Annotated in this window: 14 protein-coding genes and 1 pseudogene; 9 read left to right on the plus strand and 6 right to left on the minus strand. The window is 38.7% G+C overall.

All coding sequences use genetic code 11. From position 1 onward, the window contains the following. Window positions 1-527: 527 nt before the first annotated feature. Window positions 528-890 (plus strand): annotated as a pseudogene (locus tag V7K55_RS26835) (transposase); the annotation flags it as partial. Window positions 891-1,113: 223 nt separating this feature from the next. Here V7K55_RS26835 and V7K55_RS26840 read toward each other — a convergent pair. Further along, the gene (locus V7K55_RS26840) at window positions 1,114-2,613 is read right to left on the minus strand and encodes a family 10 glycosylhydrolase (RefSeq protein WP_334836327.1); all 1,500 of its coding nucleotides are present in this window, start codon (window positions 2,611-2,613) and stop codon (window positions 1,114-1,116) included. A 448-nt stretch (window positions 2,614-3,061) separates the two neighbouring features. Between V7K55_RS26840 and V7K55_RS26845 the strand changes: the two genes are divergently transcribed. Further along, window positions 3,062-3,997, plus strand: coding sequence for an ABC transporter substrate-binding protein (locus V7K55_RS26845; protein ID WP_334836329.1), 936 nt, complete (start codon window positions 3,062-3,064; stop codon window positions 3,995-3,997). Window positions 3,998-4,352: 355 nt separating this feature from the next. After that, window positions 4,353-4,691 (plus strand): hypothetical protein, encoded by a 339-nt coding sequence (locus V7K55_RS26850; protein ID WP_334836331.1) that lies wholly within the window; start codon window positions 4,353-4,355, stop codon window positions 4,689-4,691. A gap of 222 nt (window positions 4,692-4,913) precedes the next feature. On the opposite strand, the gene V7K55_RS26855 is transcribed toward V7K55_RS26850, so the two are convergent. From V7K55_RS26855 to V7K55_RS26870, 4 genes are all read right to left on the minus strand, one after another. Next, window positions 4,914-5,882: an FTR1 family iron permease gene (locus V7K55_RS26855; protein WP_334836333.1), complete on the minus strand. Its 969-nt coding sequence runs from the start codon at window positions 5,880-5,882 to the stop codon at window positions 4,914-4,916. Window positions 5,883-6,023: 141 nt separating this feature from the next. Next, entirely contained in the window at window positions 6,024-6,458 is a 435-nt protein-coding gene (locus V7K55_RS26860; protein ID WP_094339640.1) for a ferritin-like domain-containing protein, read from the minus strand. 155 nt (window positions 6,459-6,613) lie between these two features. After that, window positions 6,614-7,645, minus strand: a complete 1,032-nt coding sequence (locus V7K55_RS26865) for a ComEA family DNA-binding protein (RefSeq protein ID WP_334836335.1) — start codon at window positions 7,643-7,645, stop codon at window positions 6,614-6,616. Window positions 7,646-7,811: 166 nt separating this feature from the next. After that, window positions 7,812-8,837, minus strand: coding sequence for a multicopper oxidase domain-containing protein (locus tag V7K55_RS26870; RefSeq protein WP_334836337.1), 1,026 nt, complete (start codon window positions 8,835-8,837; stop codon window positions 7,812-7,814). A 322-nt stretch (window positions 8,838-9,159) separates the two neighbouring features. On the opposite strand from V7K55_RS26870, the gene V7K55_RS26875 reads away from it, so the two are divergent. The 4 genes from V7K55_RS26875 to V7K55_RS26890 all read left to right on the plus strand — a co-directional run bounded on the left by V7K55_RS26875 (window position 9,160) and on the right by V7K55_RS26890 (window position 14,415). Next, window positions 9,160-11,097 carry an ArnT family glycosyltransferase gene (locus tag V7K55_RS26875; protein WP_334836340.1) on the plus strand — a complete coding sequence of 646 codons (1,938 nt, stop codon included), beginning with the start codon at window positions 9,160-9,162 and terminating at the stop codon, window positions 11,095-11,097. Between the two features lie 48 nt (window positions 11,098-11,145). Then, entirely contained in the window at window positions 11,146-12,288 is a 1,143-nt protein-coding gene (gene cofH / locus V7K55_RS26880; RefSeq protein WP_334836342.1) for a 7,8-didemethyl-8-hydroxy-5-deazariboflavin synthase subunit CofH, read from the plus strand. Window positions 12,289-12,460: 172 nt separating this feature from the next. Further along, the gene (locus V7K55_RS26885) at window positions 12,461-13,135 is read left to right on the plus strand and encodes a response regulator transcription factor (RefSeq protein ID WP_334836344.1); all 675 of its coding nucleotides are present in this window, start codon (window positions 12,461-12,463) and stop codon (window positions 13,133-13,135) included. 29 nt (window positions 13,136-13,164) lie between these two features. Continuing rightward, a complete protein-coding gene (locus V7K55_RS26890) occupies window positions 13,165-14,415 on the plus strand; it encodes a HAMP domain-containing sensor histidine kinase (RefSeq protein ID WP_334836346.1) in 1,251 nt (416 codons plus the stop codon). A gap of 271 nt (window positions 14,416-14,686) precedes the next feature. Here V7K55_RS26890 and V7K55_RS26895 read toward each other — a convergent pair whose 3' ends face one another. Next, a complete protein-coding gene (locus tag V7K55_RS26895) occupies window positions 14,687-15,007 on the minus strand; it encodes a PepSY domain-containing protein (protein ID WP_334836348.1) in 321 nt (106 codons plus the stop codon). Window positions 15,008-15,312: 305 nt separating this feature from the next. Between V7K55_RS26895 and V7K55_RS26900 the strand changes: the two genes are divergently transcribed. After that, a complete protein-coding gene (locus V7K55_RS26900) occupies window positions 15,313-16,071 on the plus strand; it encodes a COG4705 family protein (protein WP_334836350.1) in 759 nt (252 codons plus the stop codon). Window positions 16,072-16,226: 155 nt separating this feature from the next. After that, window positions 16,227-16,970 carry a COG4705 family protein gene (locus V7K55_RS26905; protein WP_334836352.1) on the plus strand — a complete coding sequence of 248 codons (744 nt, stop codon included), beginning with the start codon at window positions 16,227-16,229 and terminating at the stop codon, window positions 16,968-16,970. Window positions 16,971-16,975 lie beyond the last annotated feature (5 nt).

The following is a 16,975-nucleotide window of genomic DNA, read 5'->3' on the forward strand; positions in this document are numbered from 1 at the left end:
AACGCTCGACAACGCAACCGCTAAGGTCAATCTTTGTTTCATCCGACTGATGCTCAAACGCCTAGCGATAAATTAGATACCAAATGGGTTCTATAGAGAAAAATCTTGGTTTCCCTATTTATATGATGATCATTATAAAAACAATATTCATGTTGGCAGTTTATTAAAATTTAATAATTCTTTGAGATGTTATATAAAAATTTTCGATATTTTTCAAGGTGTAATTACAATTAGTAATGATGCCTCATTATATCCTAACTTCGGGAATAAATTGATAGCTATTAATTCACAGAAACGAACATCAGAACAATTTGATCTGAAATATAAGTTTTGAGTTTTTAGTTTGGATTTATATATATTGGGACTTTACTTATTTACGTTATTCCAAAGTATTTTATCCTTCTTCTAAGAAACCAGATTTACTGCGGGTTGAGAAATAAGCTCAAAACCAAAAGCCTGAGCTTTTTAGTGGGCGCTAGAGCGCCGGTCGAGTAAAAGTAGTTGACAAAAGATACAATATCAGTTTGCCCTTTCATGAAGGCGGTGTTGTCCACTTTCCAAAACATCAATGTCTTCCTTGTCCCCTACATACTCAATGCACTACCAGCAAACATGGTCGAACCATTTCCATTCATCCTGATGAATCTTTACTCTTTGAACTCCGAGAGCGTCAAACTTCTTTTGCAGGACGCGCTCAACTCCGTGAACGTGTCAGTGTTGAGCATAGTTTAGCTCATATTGGTCACTGGCAAGGAGACCAGGCTCGCTATCTTGGTCTGCGGAAAAACCTTTTTGATCTCCGCAGAATGGCTGTTGTTCACAATCTTCATGTTCTTGCTCGTATGTCCCACATGACACCAGAAAATTCGTCGCTCATTCCTGCTTCATAGTCTTTTTAATTTGTCAATACTCTCTACTCGACCGGCGCTCTAGCGATCGCATTGTGAACATTAAAGATGCTCGTGCTTGCGCTAGGCGCTTTCTGGATGGTGACTGTTATGTTGTTCCTGGTATGGGACATGGAACCCACAATTGGGGCCCATGATTTGTAGATCATGTCCGCTATTTTCTGACGACACAATTGGGTGATTGGCGAAATTGAACCTCTGCTATTTACCGAATACGACAAAATTTGCGATCGTTATCATTCTCAGGGTATTGCCAAGAATAGGCAAAATGGCTAACTCCCTTCAGTTGCGGGGCGTATTGTCGGAGTGCTTGCATTTGCGCTTCTAGGGATGGACGATTACTAACAGATTCTCCCCATTTGCCGGCTAAAGCAGGGATTATCTGCGTACCCGGTTTTGCCATACTCAAAACTCGTTGCACTTGCGTCACAATACAACTAACATTACCGCAATTCCCATAAGCCATAGGATGCCACTGCAATGTAGTGGGAAACCGATCCCAAGGTTGCAAGCGAGAATCATATCCTTGTCCTACAGTTTGGTTGCCATCAGGGAAAAACACTACTCCCGTGGAAACACCTTGCTGCTTGGCTGGGTAACTGGCTATGTTGACAAAATCTAGAATTCCTTGCATGGCGTGGGCAACTGCTAGCTGCCATAACTCCCATTGTAAAAGCGGTTGTCTGTCAGTTGCAGGTAGGATTGCTTTTTGACCTGGTGGGAGAATACGTCCTTGCCAGAGGGGTTCGCCTTCTTGAGGATAAAGTTTATCAACATCCGCTACATCTCCGGCGGTGACATATCCCTTGCTCAAATAGCGGCGAATTAAGTCCAGCCCTTTGTAATTAAGCGCCCGTTTAAATAAAGCTTCTTGGGTTGCGGGACTATATAGCCATAAATCTGAAACTTTTGTGGCGATGGAATTACTTCCGGCTTGGCGGGGATAGCGCACGTAGTCTAATAGCAAACCATCTGGACGACGGCGCAAAATTTCTTTTACTAATTGGTAATAGTCGCTTTTTGCTTGCGAGTTGTAGGGGTCGATAAATACTTGAGAGCCATTATCTACGACATATAGGCTGGTTTGACCTTTACCATTGCGAGCGATCGCACTTTCTCTATCTCGGCGCTGGGCGTAAGTATAGCCGAAATTGTTAGTAAACATCCAGGCATAGACCTTCAAACCGCGTTGCCGACCTTTTTTAATTGCTGTAGCGAGTATATCGGTATTTTCTGTCCCTGGAGTGCGAATTACAGAAGGCCAAACCGTCGGGTTAGCTTTTGCTGGTAATAATACCTGCCCATCATAAAATACTTCCAAATAAACTTCGTTATAGCCACGGTTGACAATCCGATCCATAATCTGATCGATTATTCCTGGCCGAATATCACAGGGGTACAAGCGTAACCAGACAGCTTGGATTTGTGGCCAAGTCCGAGTGCGGCACTCCTGTAAATCCTGTGCCTGTTTTTTTAGTAAGTTTTGGTAGCGGGTTTGGGCATCTTGATTGCCTTTGAGCGCTGATAAACGTAAGTTTTCTTTTTCTTTCGCCGCCGATGATGATAACTGACAATATTGGGTTGCTTGCGCCCTTGCTGGTTCGTTTCCAAAGTTGGGGAGCAACGAACTAGTAGTGAAAACAACAGCGAATAGATGCCGCCAAAATAATGTCGATCTTGCAACGTTCAAAGGATGGTTAGACATACCTACCAGTAGATGGACACAATAATCATCGACCCCAATTCCGATAATTGTGGGCAACGTGTATCGAATTATATAGTTAAGCAGTAAGAGTTTTAAAACCTATTTTTTATAGACTGCCAAAGCCCTGTTTGTGTTGCTGCATTCTTTATATAAAGACATAAACCCATACAGAGAAGTAAAAAACATCTGTATCTAAAGCAAGTTTGCTTTACTATTGAGTAGATTTCGCCACTACCTTGGTTAGTGAAAATCTGCCAAAGCAATACTTTTTTTGAAACAAGAATAACCTGATTTTTAGCTCTTGTCATTAGCCATATCTTTTCATTCTCAGGCTTCTTGCTCCCGCTTGGTACTTTATAGCTATATTACTAAAAGCTACATTTGCGATTTTTGAATGTGGTTCTGAGTATACTTCTTATGCAATTCTTACCCCAGAAGGAATTTTAATATGTATCGTCGCTGGCTCTTATCTGCTTTAGCACTTTTGATGAGTATAGTTTTAGCTGCTTGCACGACTGCAACCACTCAGCAACCACAAATAAAAGTCACAAACTCTACTGAGACAACAAACACAAACTCTCAACAACTACCAAAAAAATCTGTAAAAAGAGTTGTTGCTCTTTCTTCTCTTTCTGCTGACATTATCTCTCGACTTAATTCAACAAAAATTGTCGGCATCACTGGTAGTAAATTATTTAATAATGACTCAAGATTCAAAGATATTCCCCGTGTTAGCGAAGGACAAAACCCACCAAACTTAGAAAAAGTGGTAGCACTCAAACCCGATTTAGTTATTGGTGCAGAAGGTTTTTCTAGCATCCCAATTCAAAAACTTCAGCAGCTAGGAATTCCGACTTTGCTCACTAAGGTGAATAACTGGGAATCTCTAGAAGAACTTACTAAAATTCTTGCTAAAAAAATTGATACCGATCCTCAGCCTTTGTTAAATCGTTACAAAACTTTCTTGCCAGAAAAACCAACTCCGGGTTTTTCTACTCTAGCGCTGGTTAGTCGCCAACCAATTTTAGCACCGAATAAAAATAGTTGGGCAGGGGATTTGTTGGCGAAATTCCAGGTGAAAAATATCGCCGCAGATTTACAAGGAAAAAGTCCAATTGGTGGCTATGTAACGCTTTCGGCTGAGAAAGTTTTAGAAGCAAATCCAGAGGTGATAATTTTGGTTAATCCCCCGCAAGGAAATTCAGAGGCAGCACTTTTAGATTCGCTGAAAAAAGAATCTTTTTGGCAGCAACTACAAGCAACTAAAAATAACCGAGTCTATATATTTGATTATTTTGGTTTGGTGAATCCAGGTAGTATAGATGCAATTGAAAAAGCTTGTCAGCAGCTTAAGCAAGTGTTGTTTGCACCACAGGGTACTTAGCTCAATAATGGGAGAACGTCGCATTAAATCAAGGATACATTTCGCGGAGGTGATGACAATAGCGATGGCTTCGCCCTATCATTAAGGAGTATTATTTAGTTATAAATACCTGTATTTATAAATGCAGATAGCTAAACTTATCAAAAACTTTTGGCGATGGTTTCGTTGGTTCTTTATAAGTAGACTTAATAGACCCTCAGACAACTTAGGTGCTATTGTAGTTAGTCTAATACCACTCATTTTGAACTGGGATTTAAGTTGGTCAAGCAAAATTGTTTTCGAGTTTGACCTATTCAACAAAATTACCACACTATATTTTTATATCGTACCTTTATTGCTATTTATCAATAGCTTTTTGTTCAAAGAAGACTTACTAAAGTTTTTTAGTATTCTAGTAGCAGGATTTTTTGGCTGTTTCATTTTTTTTGTATTTCTCCTACAATTAGCTCTAGGTAATCATATTAACCTTGTTGAGCGAGTAGAATGTCCAAATGGTAAGATTTTTAGTGTTTATGAGAATTTGGAACCAAGTTTTATTACTTCTGATGATGCTATTTGCAGATTTGAATTACAACAAGATAAAATTTTTATAGGATTTATAATAACCCGCAAGGAAATTGGAGAAAAAGAGTGTCAAGTTAACACTAGAGAACCTATTTTCCAAAAGCGTCTTGTAGATGTATGTACTCGATAGTAAGACAATCTGAATTCTACAATTAATGTGATTACTTCAACATTAAAATCAAAAGAACTACTGCAAAGCATTTTTGTAGTTTTTTTGCTAAAAAATAATTAAGCAATTCATTTTTCAAGCATTATTTGCAAGTTCAATAAATTAGTGTTTGAGTCGCAATATGTAACTCAAACACTAGGGGATGAATCAAGATTTTTTTGTCCGAGACAACTAATTGTGCTTTTAATCTTTTGCAGAACTAATCGGTTTTTGGCCAAAGGAGGTATTTCTTTTACCTTCAGGAGAAGCACCTCCAAGGCTGCGGAAATACAGTCCTCCAATTGTGAGTAAAAAGGTCATATATCCCACTGCTTGCACAAGATAGAGATTGTCTCTATAACCAAATAAAGATTTGAGAATAATGCCAGGAAACTGTTCGTCAGGCAAGATTGTGGAAGTATTTGCAACCATTGGCCCCAAAATACAGGAATGGACTTTAGTAAAGCGTTCGTAATAGAAACAAAGGCTTTCTGTGGCACGACTGCTAAGAGAAAGGTTAGCCACAGCTTCGTCAAAATGTTTCAAGCCTGAAACTACCAACCCAGCCACAATCAACACTAATAAAACGCCCATTACTTGGAAAAACTGGCGGATGTTAATTTTGACACCCCATTTAAATAGCAGCACCCCAATGGCAGTTGCCCCTACTAAACCACCAATAGCACCCAATGCTGGCATTAATCCCTGTTGAAAATTAGCAGCAACGAACAGAACAGTTTCAAAGCCTTCGCGGACAACAGCAACTAAAATTAAAGTAAAAACACCCCAACCAGCATTTGAGTTTTGTGTCAGCGCTTCTGTTACTGCCCCTTCAACTGTAGCTTTCATGAATCTGGCTTGTTTGGTCATCCAGATTAGCATCCAACTGAGCATTGCGATCGCTAATACGCTAAACACACCTTCCAAGGCTGGCTCAACGACGGAGGTGTATTGAGGATTCGCGGCTCCCAGTATTTGAATTACCCAACTGAATAGCACACCTATTAAGGCACTAACGACAATGCCAACGCCGATACCAGCATATACCCAAGAGTTAAGTCGAGATTGTTTAGCTTTTTTCAGCAAAGCTAGCACAATACCAACAACAAGGGCCGCTTCCACTCCTTCTCGGAGTGTGATTACAAAAGTAGGTAGAGCAGTAGTAAAATTCATCTTTTGTCCTTTGTCCTTTGTCTTTTGTCATTAGTCAGTTGTCCTTTGTCATTAGTCAGTTGTCTTTCGTCTTTTAAATTTGTTTTTGACTAACGACCAATGACTAATGACCAATGACTAATGAACAATGACTAATGACTATTAACCAAAATCGCGTAGCATCTTTTTCAGTTCGAGATTATGCATCTCTTCTTGACCAATCATGCCGCGAGCGAATTCTTCAAGATAAATACTAGCATTGGTGACAGTTTCGAGCAGATTTTTATACAGATCCAATGCCTTTTTTTCGTGGGATAAGCTTTCTTCTAAGATATCCTTGACTTTATGCTGGTAAGTTTCTTCCATTGGGGCAATTTTCAATGAGGGATGCCCATCTAAACCGGTAAGAATTTCTCCTACTTGTTCGGCATGAAGTAAAGATTCGCTTGCCTGTGCTTTGAAAAAAGCCACAATTGGAATACGGTTAGGACCAGTCACCATCAAAGAATAATGGGTATAGCGCACTACCCCTGCTAGTTCAAATTCCATGATGGCGTTCAGCAAGTCAATGGTCTTTTTCTGGTCTAGTTCTTGCATCAGTTGTTAGTTCAAGTAACGAATGGAGCGCAACTAGTTAGGAGTTCGTAATTCATAATGGGCTACGCTAACGTAATTTTTAATTCGTAACTCCTAACGATTTCATCATTTTAAACTTATTACCATCTGCTTTCCATTAAAAGAAAGTGTTATCGTTATGCTTTGGTATTGGATTTGTCAACCACTTTTTGAGAGTTTTCCTCAATGGTTTTCACCAGCTTGGTAACATCACTAGGTGTTTTGACTGATTTAGCAGGTGGGATGGCGGTAGGCCAAACTTTTATGAGTTCAGCGAAACTAGCATCGATCGCTTTATGCGCTTCGGGATCTGCTTGAGCGACTTGACTAGAAATTCCTTTGTATAAATCATTGGCGTAAAACACAAAACCACGGGAGTCTTGATACTCAATTGGGGCGGTTATTTTACCATTTGCGATCGCAGCGCCATATTCAGAGTTAGCTGAATCTAGTAGTTCGTTAATTACCTGTAGTACAAATCCTGGTTTTGAGCGTTGAGCTTCTGGCAAAGCTGCGATCGCTCCGTCAACTGCTTGCACTGAAGAAGTAAAATTAGTTTTAACTTTGCTATCCTTAGGACTAGATTTCACTAAATCTTGCAAACTCACCAATGTTGTCTTAAATTCTTTGACTTTGCGCTCATTAAGTTGATCTTCTACATCAACATAAATTTCTTCAACTGGATGTCCAATATGAGGCTCTGCCTGTTTCGGCTGATTTTGCTCTAGCAGTTCTTTTGCTACTAAAAGATGCCCTTTCATTAAGCCCAACTTACTCATGTAGTCAACATCTTTTGCTTCACCTGTGAGTACGACTTCTTGAACACCAACCTGCTCTTTAATTTGGTCGAACTGCTCTTGAGTAATTACTTTTTTAGTAACTAAATCTTCTGGATTGCCATAAGGACGATTTGCCTGGATTTTATTAGATAAAGCTGGAACACCTAGTTTGGCTTCAAGTTTATCTAACTCTGACAATATAGCAGTGTTAATATTAATTTTTTCTTTGCTAGCGTGACCGCTATGACTGTTACTACTTACTGCTTCTGTGGTTGGAGTACTAGCAACTGGTGCTGATGGATTTTCTGCTGTTGGTGTACTGCTACAGGAACTCAAGGTAATTATTGCCGCAGTCGCAAAAGTCAAACAGATATAACGAAGTCTTATCATCTTTGCTCCTCACACAACTAAAAAAGTATTAATTGAAACATTTCAAACTATCACTAAAAGCTAGTTTGTTTGACATCTTGTCATAGACTTTACTTTGACATATAATGACAACTCTTATCAACTAATTGCTCTAAAACTTTAAGAAATCAATTACAAGTTATCTAAATTAAGATTTTTCAACAGGTTTTTGAGAGGTACTGTCAGCAATTACTTCAAATTGGCCCATGCAACCGTTTTCTGCGATCGCATCCTGATGGGGATGGAACATATACTTACCTGGGTAGCGAAAAGCGAATTCTAAGATGTGCCTTTCTGCTACACCCATCGTAATCACATCTGTTTTCTCGCTAGGAGTCATACTCATACCATAACGATAGACATCAAAGAAGTTGGCGTGGAGATGAAACGTCACTGCCGGATCGTATTCAATGATGTTGAGAACATATAGCCGAATCAACTGATCTTTGTAAATACGAATGGGATTATGCATGTAATAGTGGGGCAGACCATTAAAGGCATAATAATCATTATGACTATCATCATTTACGTCATATCCACCCATCACTAGTACAATCTCATCAGCTGGGGGACGGGGAGTCGGTGGATCGATGATAAACATCCCATACAGTCCCTTAGCAATGTGACGGGTGACTGGTTCAATATGACAGTGGTACAGGTGTACACCATAAGGTTCAGCATCAAATTCATAAATAGTGGCACTACCATTCCTGATTGGGCGAACACCATCCATTTCTGCTGGATGAACGCCATGAAAATGCAAAGAATGAGAATGTCCCGCATTATTCAGAAATAGTACCCGAATGCGATCGCCCTGTTTTGCCCGTAGCGTTGGCCCTGGTATGCGACCGTTTAAATCCCAGATGTTGTAAGAGACAGCACTATTAAGTTTTATTATGGAAGTACCCGCAGTTACCTGAAATTCCCGGATAGTCCGCCCATTTTCCTGCTTTACCGTCCCATAATCAAAATCCCTTAACATCTTCATCGGGTTAGTAGCATCGTCTGGTGCTGACCTATCGAGTGGTGGCACTTTGACGATCGACTTACTTTGTAGATTTAGCATCTGCCAAAGTCCGGCAGCACCAGTCATTCCAGCACCTGCTAGGCCCAGTTTCAATAATTGACGGCGGCTCCAAGGCTTTCCGTTACCTAGAGCAAAGTTGTGGGGCATGACATTTAGTTACGGTTAGCACCAAAAATGAGTTGCAAAAGATTTGCAATTGCTTTTAGATATTAGAGGAATTAATAATTATTGTCAATAATTTTTTAGTGCTTCCAAACTACTAGGTAAATTGTTAAATTTAGTTCAAGCGAGAATCAGTTCCATAAAACTCTAGGGAAATTTAGAAATTTTAAGTGTATTTATTGTCTGATATATGTATAAATAGTATTCAAAAATCAAACCGCATTGCTATAGCTGTCAAACATTGATTAAATTCGACCAGTAAATCATTCTAGTTGTTAAATATTCAAAACAACAGTTGGTATGTATTATGTCTATATTTTTGCCTCTAATTTCTTTAATTTCTATTTTTTTGTTAATTAATAAAAATCGTAAACAGTGGCGTGAATCTCTAATATTGACATCTACTTACTGGGGGATTCTCATTGTTGCAATCACCGAATTTTTGAATATTTTTCAATTAATTAACTTTGGCAGTGGATTAACAACTTGGGCATCGATATGTATCATATTAATTTATATGTGCTTTCGGTTAAATTACCAAAACCCTAAGATATTAGAGCAAAATAAATCTTCTAAAGTAAATATTCAAATTCCATCCCTGATAAATTTATTATTTGGTATAGGTTTCGTTGTCGCAACAGTTGGATTAATTGCTATCATCGCACCCCCAAATAACTGGGATTCTATGGACTATCACATGAGCCGTGTTGCTCATTGGATACAAAATCATAGCGTTGCTTATTATCCAACAAATTATACTCCACAGCTATATCAAAACCCTTGGTCGGAGTTCGTGATTTTGCATTTTCAAATCTTGAGTGGTGGTGACTACTTCTCTAATTTAGTTCAATGGTTCAGTATGATTGGCTCTATTATTGCAGTCTCATTAATTGCTAAAAAACTTGGAGCAGATATCCGAGGTCAGGTTTTCTCTGCTGTTGTAACTGCAACAATTCCTATGGGAATCTTGCAAGCTTCAAGTACTCAAAATGATTACGTACTTTCATTTTGGGTAGTTTGTCTTGCTTACTACTTGCTATCAGCTATCCAAGCAGAAACTAGTGATATTTTAATGAACTCATTCAAAATTGGTAGCAGTATAGGACTAGCCATTTTGAGCAAGGGAACTGCTTATTTTTACATTTTCCCCTTTTTGATTTGGTTTGGTTTATTCCAGATTAAACGTTTACGTTGGAAAGTATGGAAACCAGCTTTGATAGTAGGAAGTATATCTTTATTGCTTAATCTTGGTCACTATTTACGCAATTATAATTTATTCGCTTCACCGCTTGGGGAACCAGGTAATTATAGCAATGAAGTATATGGTATTAATATACTTTTTTCTAATGTTCTCAGAAATATTGCTTTACATATAGGTACACCAGTTGGTTTATGGAATGGAATAGCAAATAGATTAATTCAAATTATCCATATATTTATTGGTGTCGATGTAAACGATCCTCGGACAACTTTCTCAAAAACATTTTTTGTCCCAGGAGGCTGGTCAACAATCGGAATATCTGGTAATGAAAATAGTGCTGGTAATTTAGTACATCTAGTATTGATAATAATATGTGTGATAATTTTTATGACTCGAAAAGAGATTCGGAAACAAAGGTACATTTTTGATTATTTGATTACGGTACTATCTACATTTATTATATTTTGCTACTTTGTAAAATGGCAAGCTTGGAATAGTCGTCTACATTTCCCTTTTTTTGTACTATTATCTCCATTTTTAGGGATTGTTTTATCCAAGCTGAAAAAGCCAAAAATAGCAATTATTATAGTAATATTTTTGCTGATATCCTCATTACCTTGGGTATTTGTTAACAGGTTTAGACCTATTCTTGATAGCAATAATATATTCCAAATGAGTAGAGTTGAGCAGTATTTCACTAATAGACCATACTTGAAAACTACTTATACAGGAGCAGTTGAGTTTTTAAATTCAAAGAAATGCTCGAATATTGGGTTATCAATGGGAAATGACCCTTGGGAATATCCTTTTTGGGTACTTTGGCGGCAAAATAATCAAGAAATTGTTAAAATTCAACATATTAATGTAACTAATATTTCGGCAGTCTTAGAAAAAAAGGATTATTATAAAGATTTTGAACCGTGTGGAATTATTTCGATGGAAACAAAAAAAAGTAAGCACAGTAAATATCAAGAAATTAATTTTAAAGGTAAAACTTATCTTCGAGCATGGGATTCTCCAGACCTTGGTATATTTATTAAGTAGAATTTTATTTTTTACAAGATTGTAAAATTAAGATTTACTGAGAAAAAAATGCTAACGAAAATTTCTGTTGAAAAAATTCTTGAGCGGGCCTTGATGGGGTACGACTTATCTCCCGAAGAGGGAGTGGTTTTGTTACAACAAATTGAGCCAGAGGCGATCGCAGCAATCCGTACTACATCCGACACACTCCGTCACACGCAAGCAGGCGATACGGTTACATACATCATTAATCGCAATATTAACTTTACCAATATTTGTGAGCAGCACTGTAGTTTTTGTGCCTTCCGTCGAGATGATAGTGATGTCGGTGCATACTGGTTAGATTCGGCGCAAATTTTAGAAAAAGCGACAGATGCAGTGCGACGTGGTGCGACGGAAATCTGTATGCAGGGGGGATTAAATCCACAAGCGCAGATAAATGGTAAATCTTTACCCTACTATCTCAACGTAGTGGAAACCATCAAACAGGAATTTCCGCAGATTCATCTCCATGCTTTTTCTCCCCAAGAAGTGGAATTTATCGCCAGACTTGATGGACTTGAGTATGCTGATGTGATTATTGCTTTGCGTGATGCTGGTGTTGGCTCAATGCCGGGAACAGCAGCAGAAGTGTTAGACGATGAAGTAAGGCGGATATTGTGTCCAGAGAAGATTAATACAGCGACTTGGCTAGAAATTGTCAGCACCGCTCATAAATTAGGCTTACACACCACCAGCACCATGTTATCTGGGCATATTGAAACCCACGAGCAGCAAATTGGACATTTAGAAAAATTGCGATCGCTCCAAAAAACTGCCATCGATCGGGGATATCCTGCAAAGATCACAGAGTTTATTTTATTACCTTTCGTTGGGCAAGAAGCGCCCAAACCCTTACGTCGCCGTGTTGGACGCGATCAACCAGTTTTAAGCGATGCACTGCTGCTAGGCGCTGTGGCACGGATTTACTTGGGTAATTGGATTCCCAACCATCAGCAGAGTTGGGTAAAACTGGGGCTTGCTGGTGCAACCGAAGCCTTACTTTGGGGTTGCAACGATATCGGCGGCACCTTGATGGAAGAGCATATTACCACAATGGCAGGTGCTTTGGGTGGTACATGTATGGAAGTAGAAACTTTGCAAACTGCGATCGCTTCTTCAGGACGACTTTACCAACAACGTGATACTCTTTATCAAAAAGTTAGGATTTAATAGTAGCCCTTTCAAGGTCGATAAAAAATTCCTCTTCCATCTCTTCCATCTCTTCCCTCTGTGTTCTCTGCGCCTCTGTGGTTCAAAAATTAATCTTAAATCGCAGTGACACAGAGAGAGCAGAGAGCAAAAAAGAGTTAGTCTTCAACGCTTAACTTAGAAGTGGAGCATAATGAGAATTTTGATAGTTGAAGATGACGATCGCATTGCGAAGCCATTAGCCGAATTTTTAAGACGACAACACCATATTGTCGATATAACAACCGACGGCTTGGCAGCTTGGGAATGGTCGCAATCAGCATTATATGAGCTAATTTTATTAGATTTAATGCTTCCTAAATTAGATGGAATTACTCTATGTAAGCGTTTACGCGCAACTTCATCTAATGTTCTAATTTTAATGTTGACAGCACGAGATACAACAGGTGATAAAATTATCGGACTCGATGCTGGCGCTGATGATTACTTAGTTAAACCATTTGAATTAAAAGAGTTAGCAGCACGCATCAGAGCTTTAGCTCGAAGAACTCCAGAAATTCGTCCTCAGATTTTAATCCACGGTGATTTACAACTAGATCCAGCAATTCAGCAGGTTACTTATGCAGGAAATATCATATTATTAACTCCTAAAGAATATATGATATTAGAATATTTTTTAAGAAACCCAGATCAAGTTATCACTCGTTCTGCAATTCTTGATAAATTGTGGGACTTTGATAAATCTTCGGGAGAAGGGAGTATTAAAACTCATATTACAAATTTGCGGAATAAACTTCGAGCATTTGGAAGTTCAGAAGACCTGATTGAAAATATCTATGGTATTGGTTATCGTCTCGGAAAAAAATAAAATAATTTCAGATAAATAACAAAAACAATGTGTTTCAAAGAATCAGATATCGTTTATTGTTATCTTACTTAGTAGTGTTCGCATCGCTGCTGGGAATATTTGCGATCGCAGTCCGATTTGCTTTCACTCACAGCCTAACTGAACAAATCACAGATAAACTCACAGCCATAGGGAAAGCTGCGGCTACAAATGTAGAATTTGAAAAAGGTCGCTTAACGATTGAAAGTGACTTTCGTCCCCAAGACTTAATTGCTTCTCATCAAGCATTACAGTGGTTTGATCCTCAAGGAAATTTGATTACCCAACAAGGAAAAACTGTTTTAACCTTACCTTTTTTACCAAACAAAATAGTCCAAATTCAGACGGGTAAAGTTCCTATTCAAGTAGTGACTGTACCAATTCTTGCTAGCGATAATGGTGAGCTAGTTGGGTATGTAAGGGTAAGCCAATCTTTGGAAGAATTTAATGAAACCCTTGAAAAACTGGACTGGGGATTAGGCGGTGGGATTATTATAACTTTGGTTCTGAGTAGTATTGGCGGAATTTTACTAACTCGTCAAGCAATGCAACCTATTGAAGATAGTTTTGCAAAGCTTAAACAATTTACTGCTGATGCTTCCCATGAACTACGTAGTCCATTAATGGCGATCAAAATTAATGCTGAGTTACCGCTAGAATATCCAGAAGAAATCGGGCCAAAAGATGCAGAAAAGTTTCAGGCGATCGCCAATGCTACTAACCAGATGACTCGCCTTACAGAAGACTTATTGATGCTAGCACGCACTGATAGAGTTTCCAATCAGAATAGGGATACTCTCAATTTAACGTCAATATTAGAGAACCTAATCCAACTGTATAAACTTCAAGCTGAAGCTAAACAAATTAACTTGAAAATTCAATTAATTACTAATCTTCAGTTAATAGGTGATTCAGTTCAATTAACGCGACTGTTTACTAATTTAGTTGAAAACGCACTCAATTACACACCATCAGGAGGCGTAGTTGAAATTAAAACCAGTCGTGTTGGTTCCCAGCTTTATGTCAACGTGCAAGATACAGGCGTGGGAATTGCACCAGAGTATATCGACAAAGTTTTTGAGCGTTTTTGGCGAGCCGATCAGTCTCGTTCTTATTGGTCTGGTGGTTCTGGTTTAGGGCTAGCGATTGCTCAAGCTATTGCTCAAAATCACGGTGGATTAATTAGTGTTACAAGTCAATTAGGAGTTGGTAGTTGTTTTACTGTGCGTTTAGCAACTTCTTCAGGACTTACGCACAGGTAACGGAAATCGAACCACAGAGGACGCAGAGAACACGGAGGAATAAGAGTTTCAGAGAGTTCTTGCGTAAGTCTATTCTTAACAATGTGATTTTAAGGTTTCATTGGTTAGTTTCGCCATTAACATATCGCCAGCAATTCTCACAATGAGAATTGCTGGCGATATTTACATTTAATTACTTGGACAAAAGAATAAGGCTTCCACGCCGTCAAAACTAACGACAGAATAAAGATTTCAGCTTATCCCGAACTCAGGTTATTTAAAAGGCTGATAATCAATCTGGGTTTTTGCCGTCAGCGCTATTTTCAAGAACCTTTCCAGTCTTCGCATCGACACCAACTTCATAGGTTCTAGCTCCGTCCTTAATATCGAACGAATAGCGCAAGCCGCTGCCGCCACTTTCCTTTTCCAGTTCTTGATCCGTGATCTTTCCGGGATGCGCCTTGAGAGCTATTTTGCGGGCATCAGATAAACTTACCCTTGCATTCTTTGCCAACCTTTCGCCAGTATAAGCGTGTGCCGGACTTGACAATCCAGCAAGTCCCAAAGTACCAACAAAAACTGCTGACAAAATGATTTTTATTGAAGTTTTCATCTTTCTAAAATTCCTGTAATTCTGGGTTTGTATTTTCATAGTAGGTAATAAAAGTCCAGAAATAGTCAAGATAATATTCAATTTATAAAATTCAATATCAAATTGCGAAAATTAATTTTAAGTAGATATTTTAGTTATTTTTAGTGCCTCTATCGGGAGAAAATTCTGTTTTCAGTCAAATCTTGACTATTTCTTGACTTTTGTTGTGTATAAGTAAAATAACTAAGGATTTTAGGACAACAAAAACTAACTTTGAGATGTGATGTAATCTCACTTCTACGGAAAAATAAAGAAGGAGAAAGATTATGAACAAAATATTAAACAGGGTTCCAAAGGTTACAATTGATTTCTGGATTATTAAGGTTCTTGCAACCACTGTAGGTGAAACAGCAGCAGATTTTTTATCAGTAACGCTGAACCTGGGTTTAAGTGTTACATCTTATATTATGAGTAGCTTGTTGCTAATTGCGCTTTTAAATCAGTTTAGGCTTAAACGGTATGTTCCAGCTAGTTACTGGTTTGTGGTTGTTTTAACAAGTATCGTTGGTACACTAATTACTGATAAATTGGTAGACGATTTCGGAGTTAGCTTAGTGACAACTACCATAGTTTTTAGTGTTGCCTTATCGGTAGTTTTTGTGATTTGGTATTTAAACGAAAAAACATTAGCTATGCACTCCATTCATACAGCTAAAAGAGAGTTGTTTTATTGGGCGGCTATTTTATTTACGTTTGCCTTGGGTACTTCAACAGGAGATTTGTTAGCAGAGGCTTCGGGGCTGGGTTATGCACAGTCAGGGCTAGTATTTGGCGCTTTAATTGCGATGATAACCATTGGTTATTATTACTTCAGAGTGAATGAAGTCTTGGCATTTTGGATAGCTTACATTTTAACTCGTCCCCTTGGAGCATCTATTGGTGATTTACTATCACAACCAGTTAAAGAAGGTGGACTTGGCTTTGGTACAACTGGAACGAGTATAACTTTTCTTTCTATAATCCTCATCTTAATTATTTACTTAAGCTTTAAGCAGAAAAAACCAGCTTTTCTTACCGACGATTAACAAACAAGACTAATTAGTGATTGATCGCCTTATCAATCTTAGACATTTTTCTGTTGTGATCTGACAATTTAGTGGCAATTTGCGATCGCCGCAGGAATCGCAGTAACTATCAGCATTCTCTACGATGACCTATTATTTTTTATTGTGAAAAAGAAATGAACAAAGTTGCAAAAGTCACAATTTTCTTCTGGATCATGAAGATCATCGCTACGACACTCGGCGAAACCGCAGGTGACTTCATCTCAATGTCTCTTGGACTGGGGTATTACGTAGCATTTGCCATAACGTTCGCTATTCTGGCTATTCTCCTGTTTTTTCAAATTCAAGCTGACAGATATATTCCCGTCCTTTACTGGGTGGCCATCATCGCCACAACCACAGCTGGAACCGAAGTTTCAGATCTGATGGATCGATCTCTTGGGCTTGGCTATGCACTGGGATCGCTTATCCTGGTAGCCTGTCTATTGAGCGTTCTTACCATTTGGTATTATCGCGATCGCAATCTGAGCGTTTATCCTATTGTCAAGAAAGACGCAGAGACTACCTACTGGCTGGCTGTGGTGTTCTCCAACAGTTTAGGAACAGCCTTTGGTGACTTTCTGACAAGCAACTTGGGACTAAGCTATATCCAGGGTGCATTTGTGACAGCTACCGTCATTGGTGTTGTCATCGCCCTTCACTACGTAACAAAATTGAGCGATATTTTCCTGTTCTGGCTTGCATTCATCTTTACACGTCCCTTTGGAGCCACCTTCGGAGATTTTCTGACCAAACCAATCGAAAATGGCGGTCTATCACTCCCAAGGGGCTATGCTTCTGCGATCGCCTTTATCCTGCTGGCGGTTGTCCTATTCTTTTCCGTGCGAAAGGAGAAAAAAGTGCGTTATCCAATTGAATAATGAAT

Source organism: Nostoc sp. (genome assembly GCF_036919895.1).
GTDB lineage: Bacteria > Cyanobacteriota > Cyanobacteriia > Cyanobacteriales > Nostocaceae > Nostoc.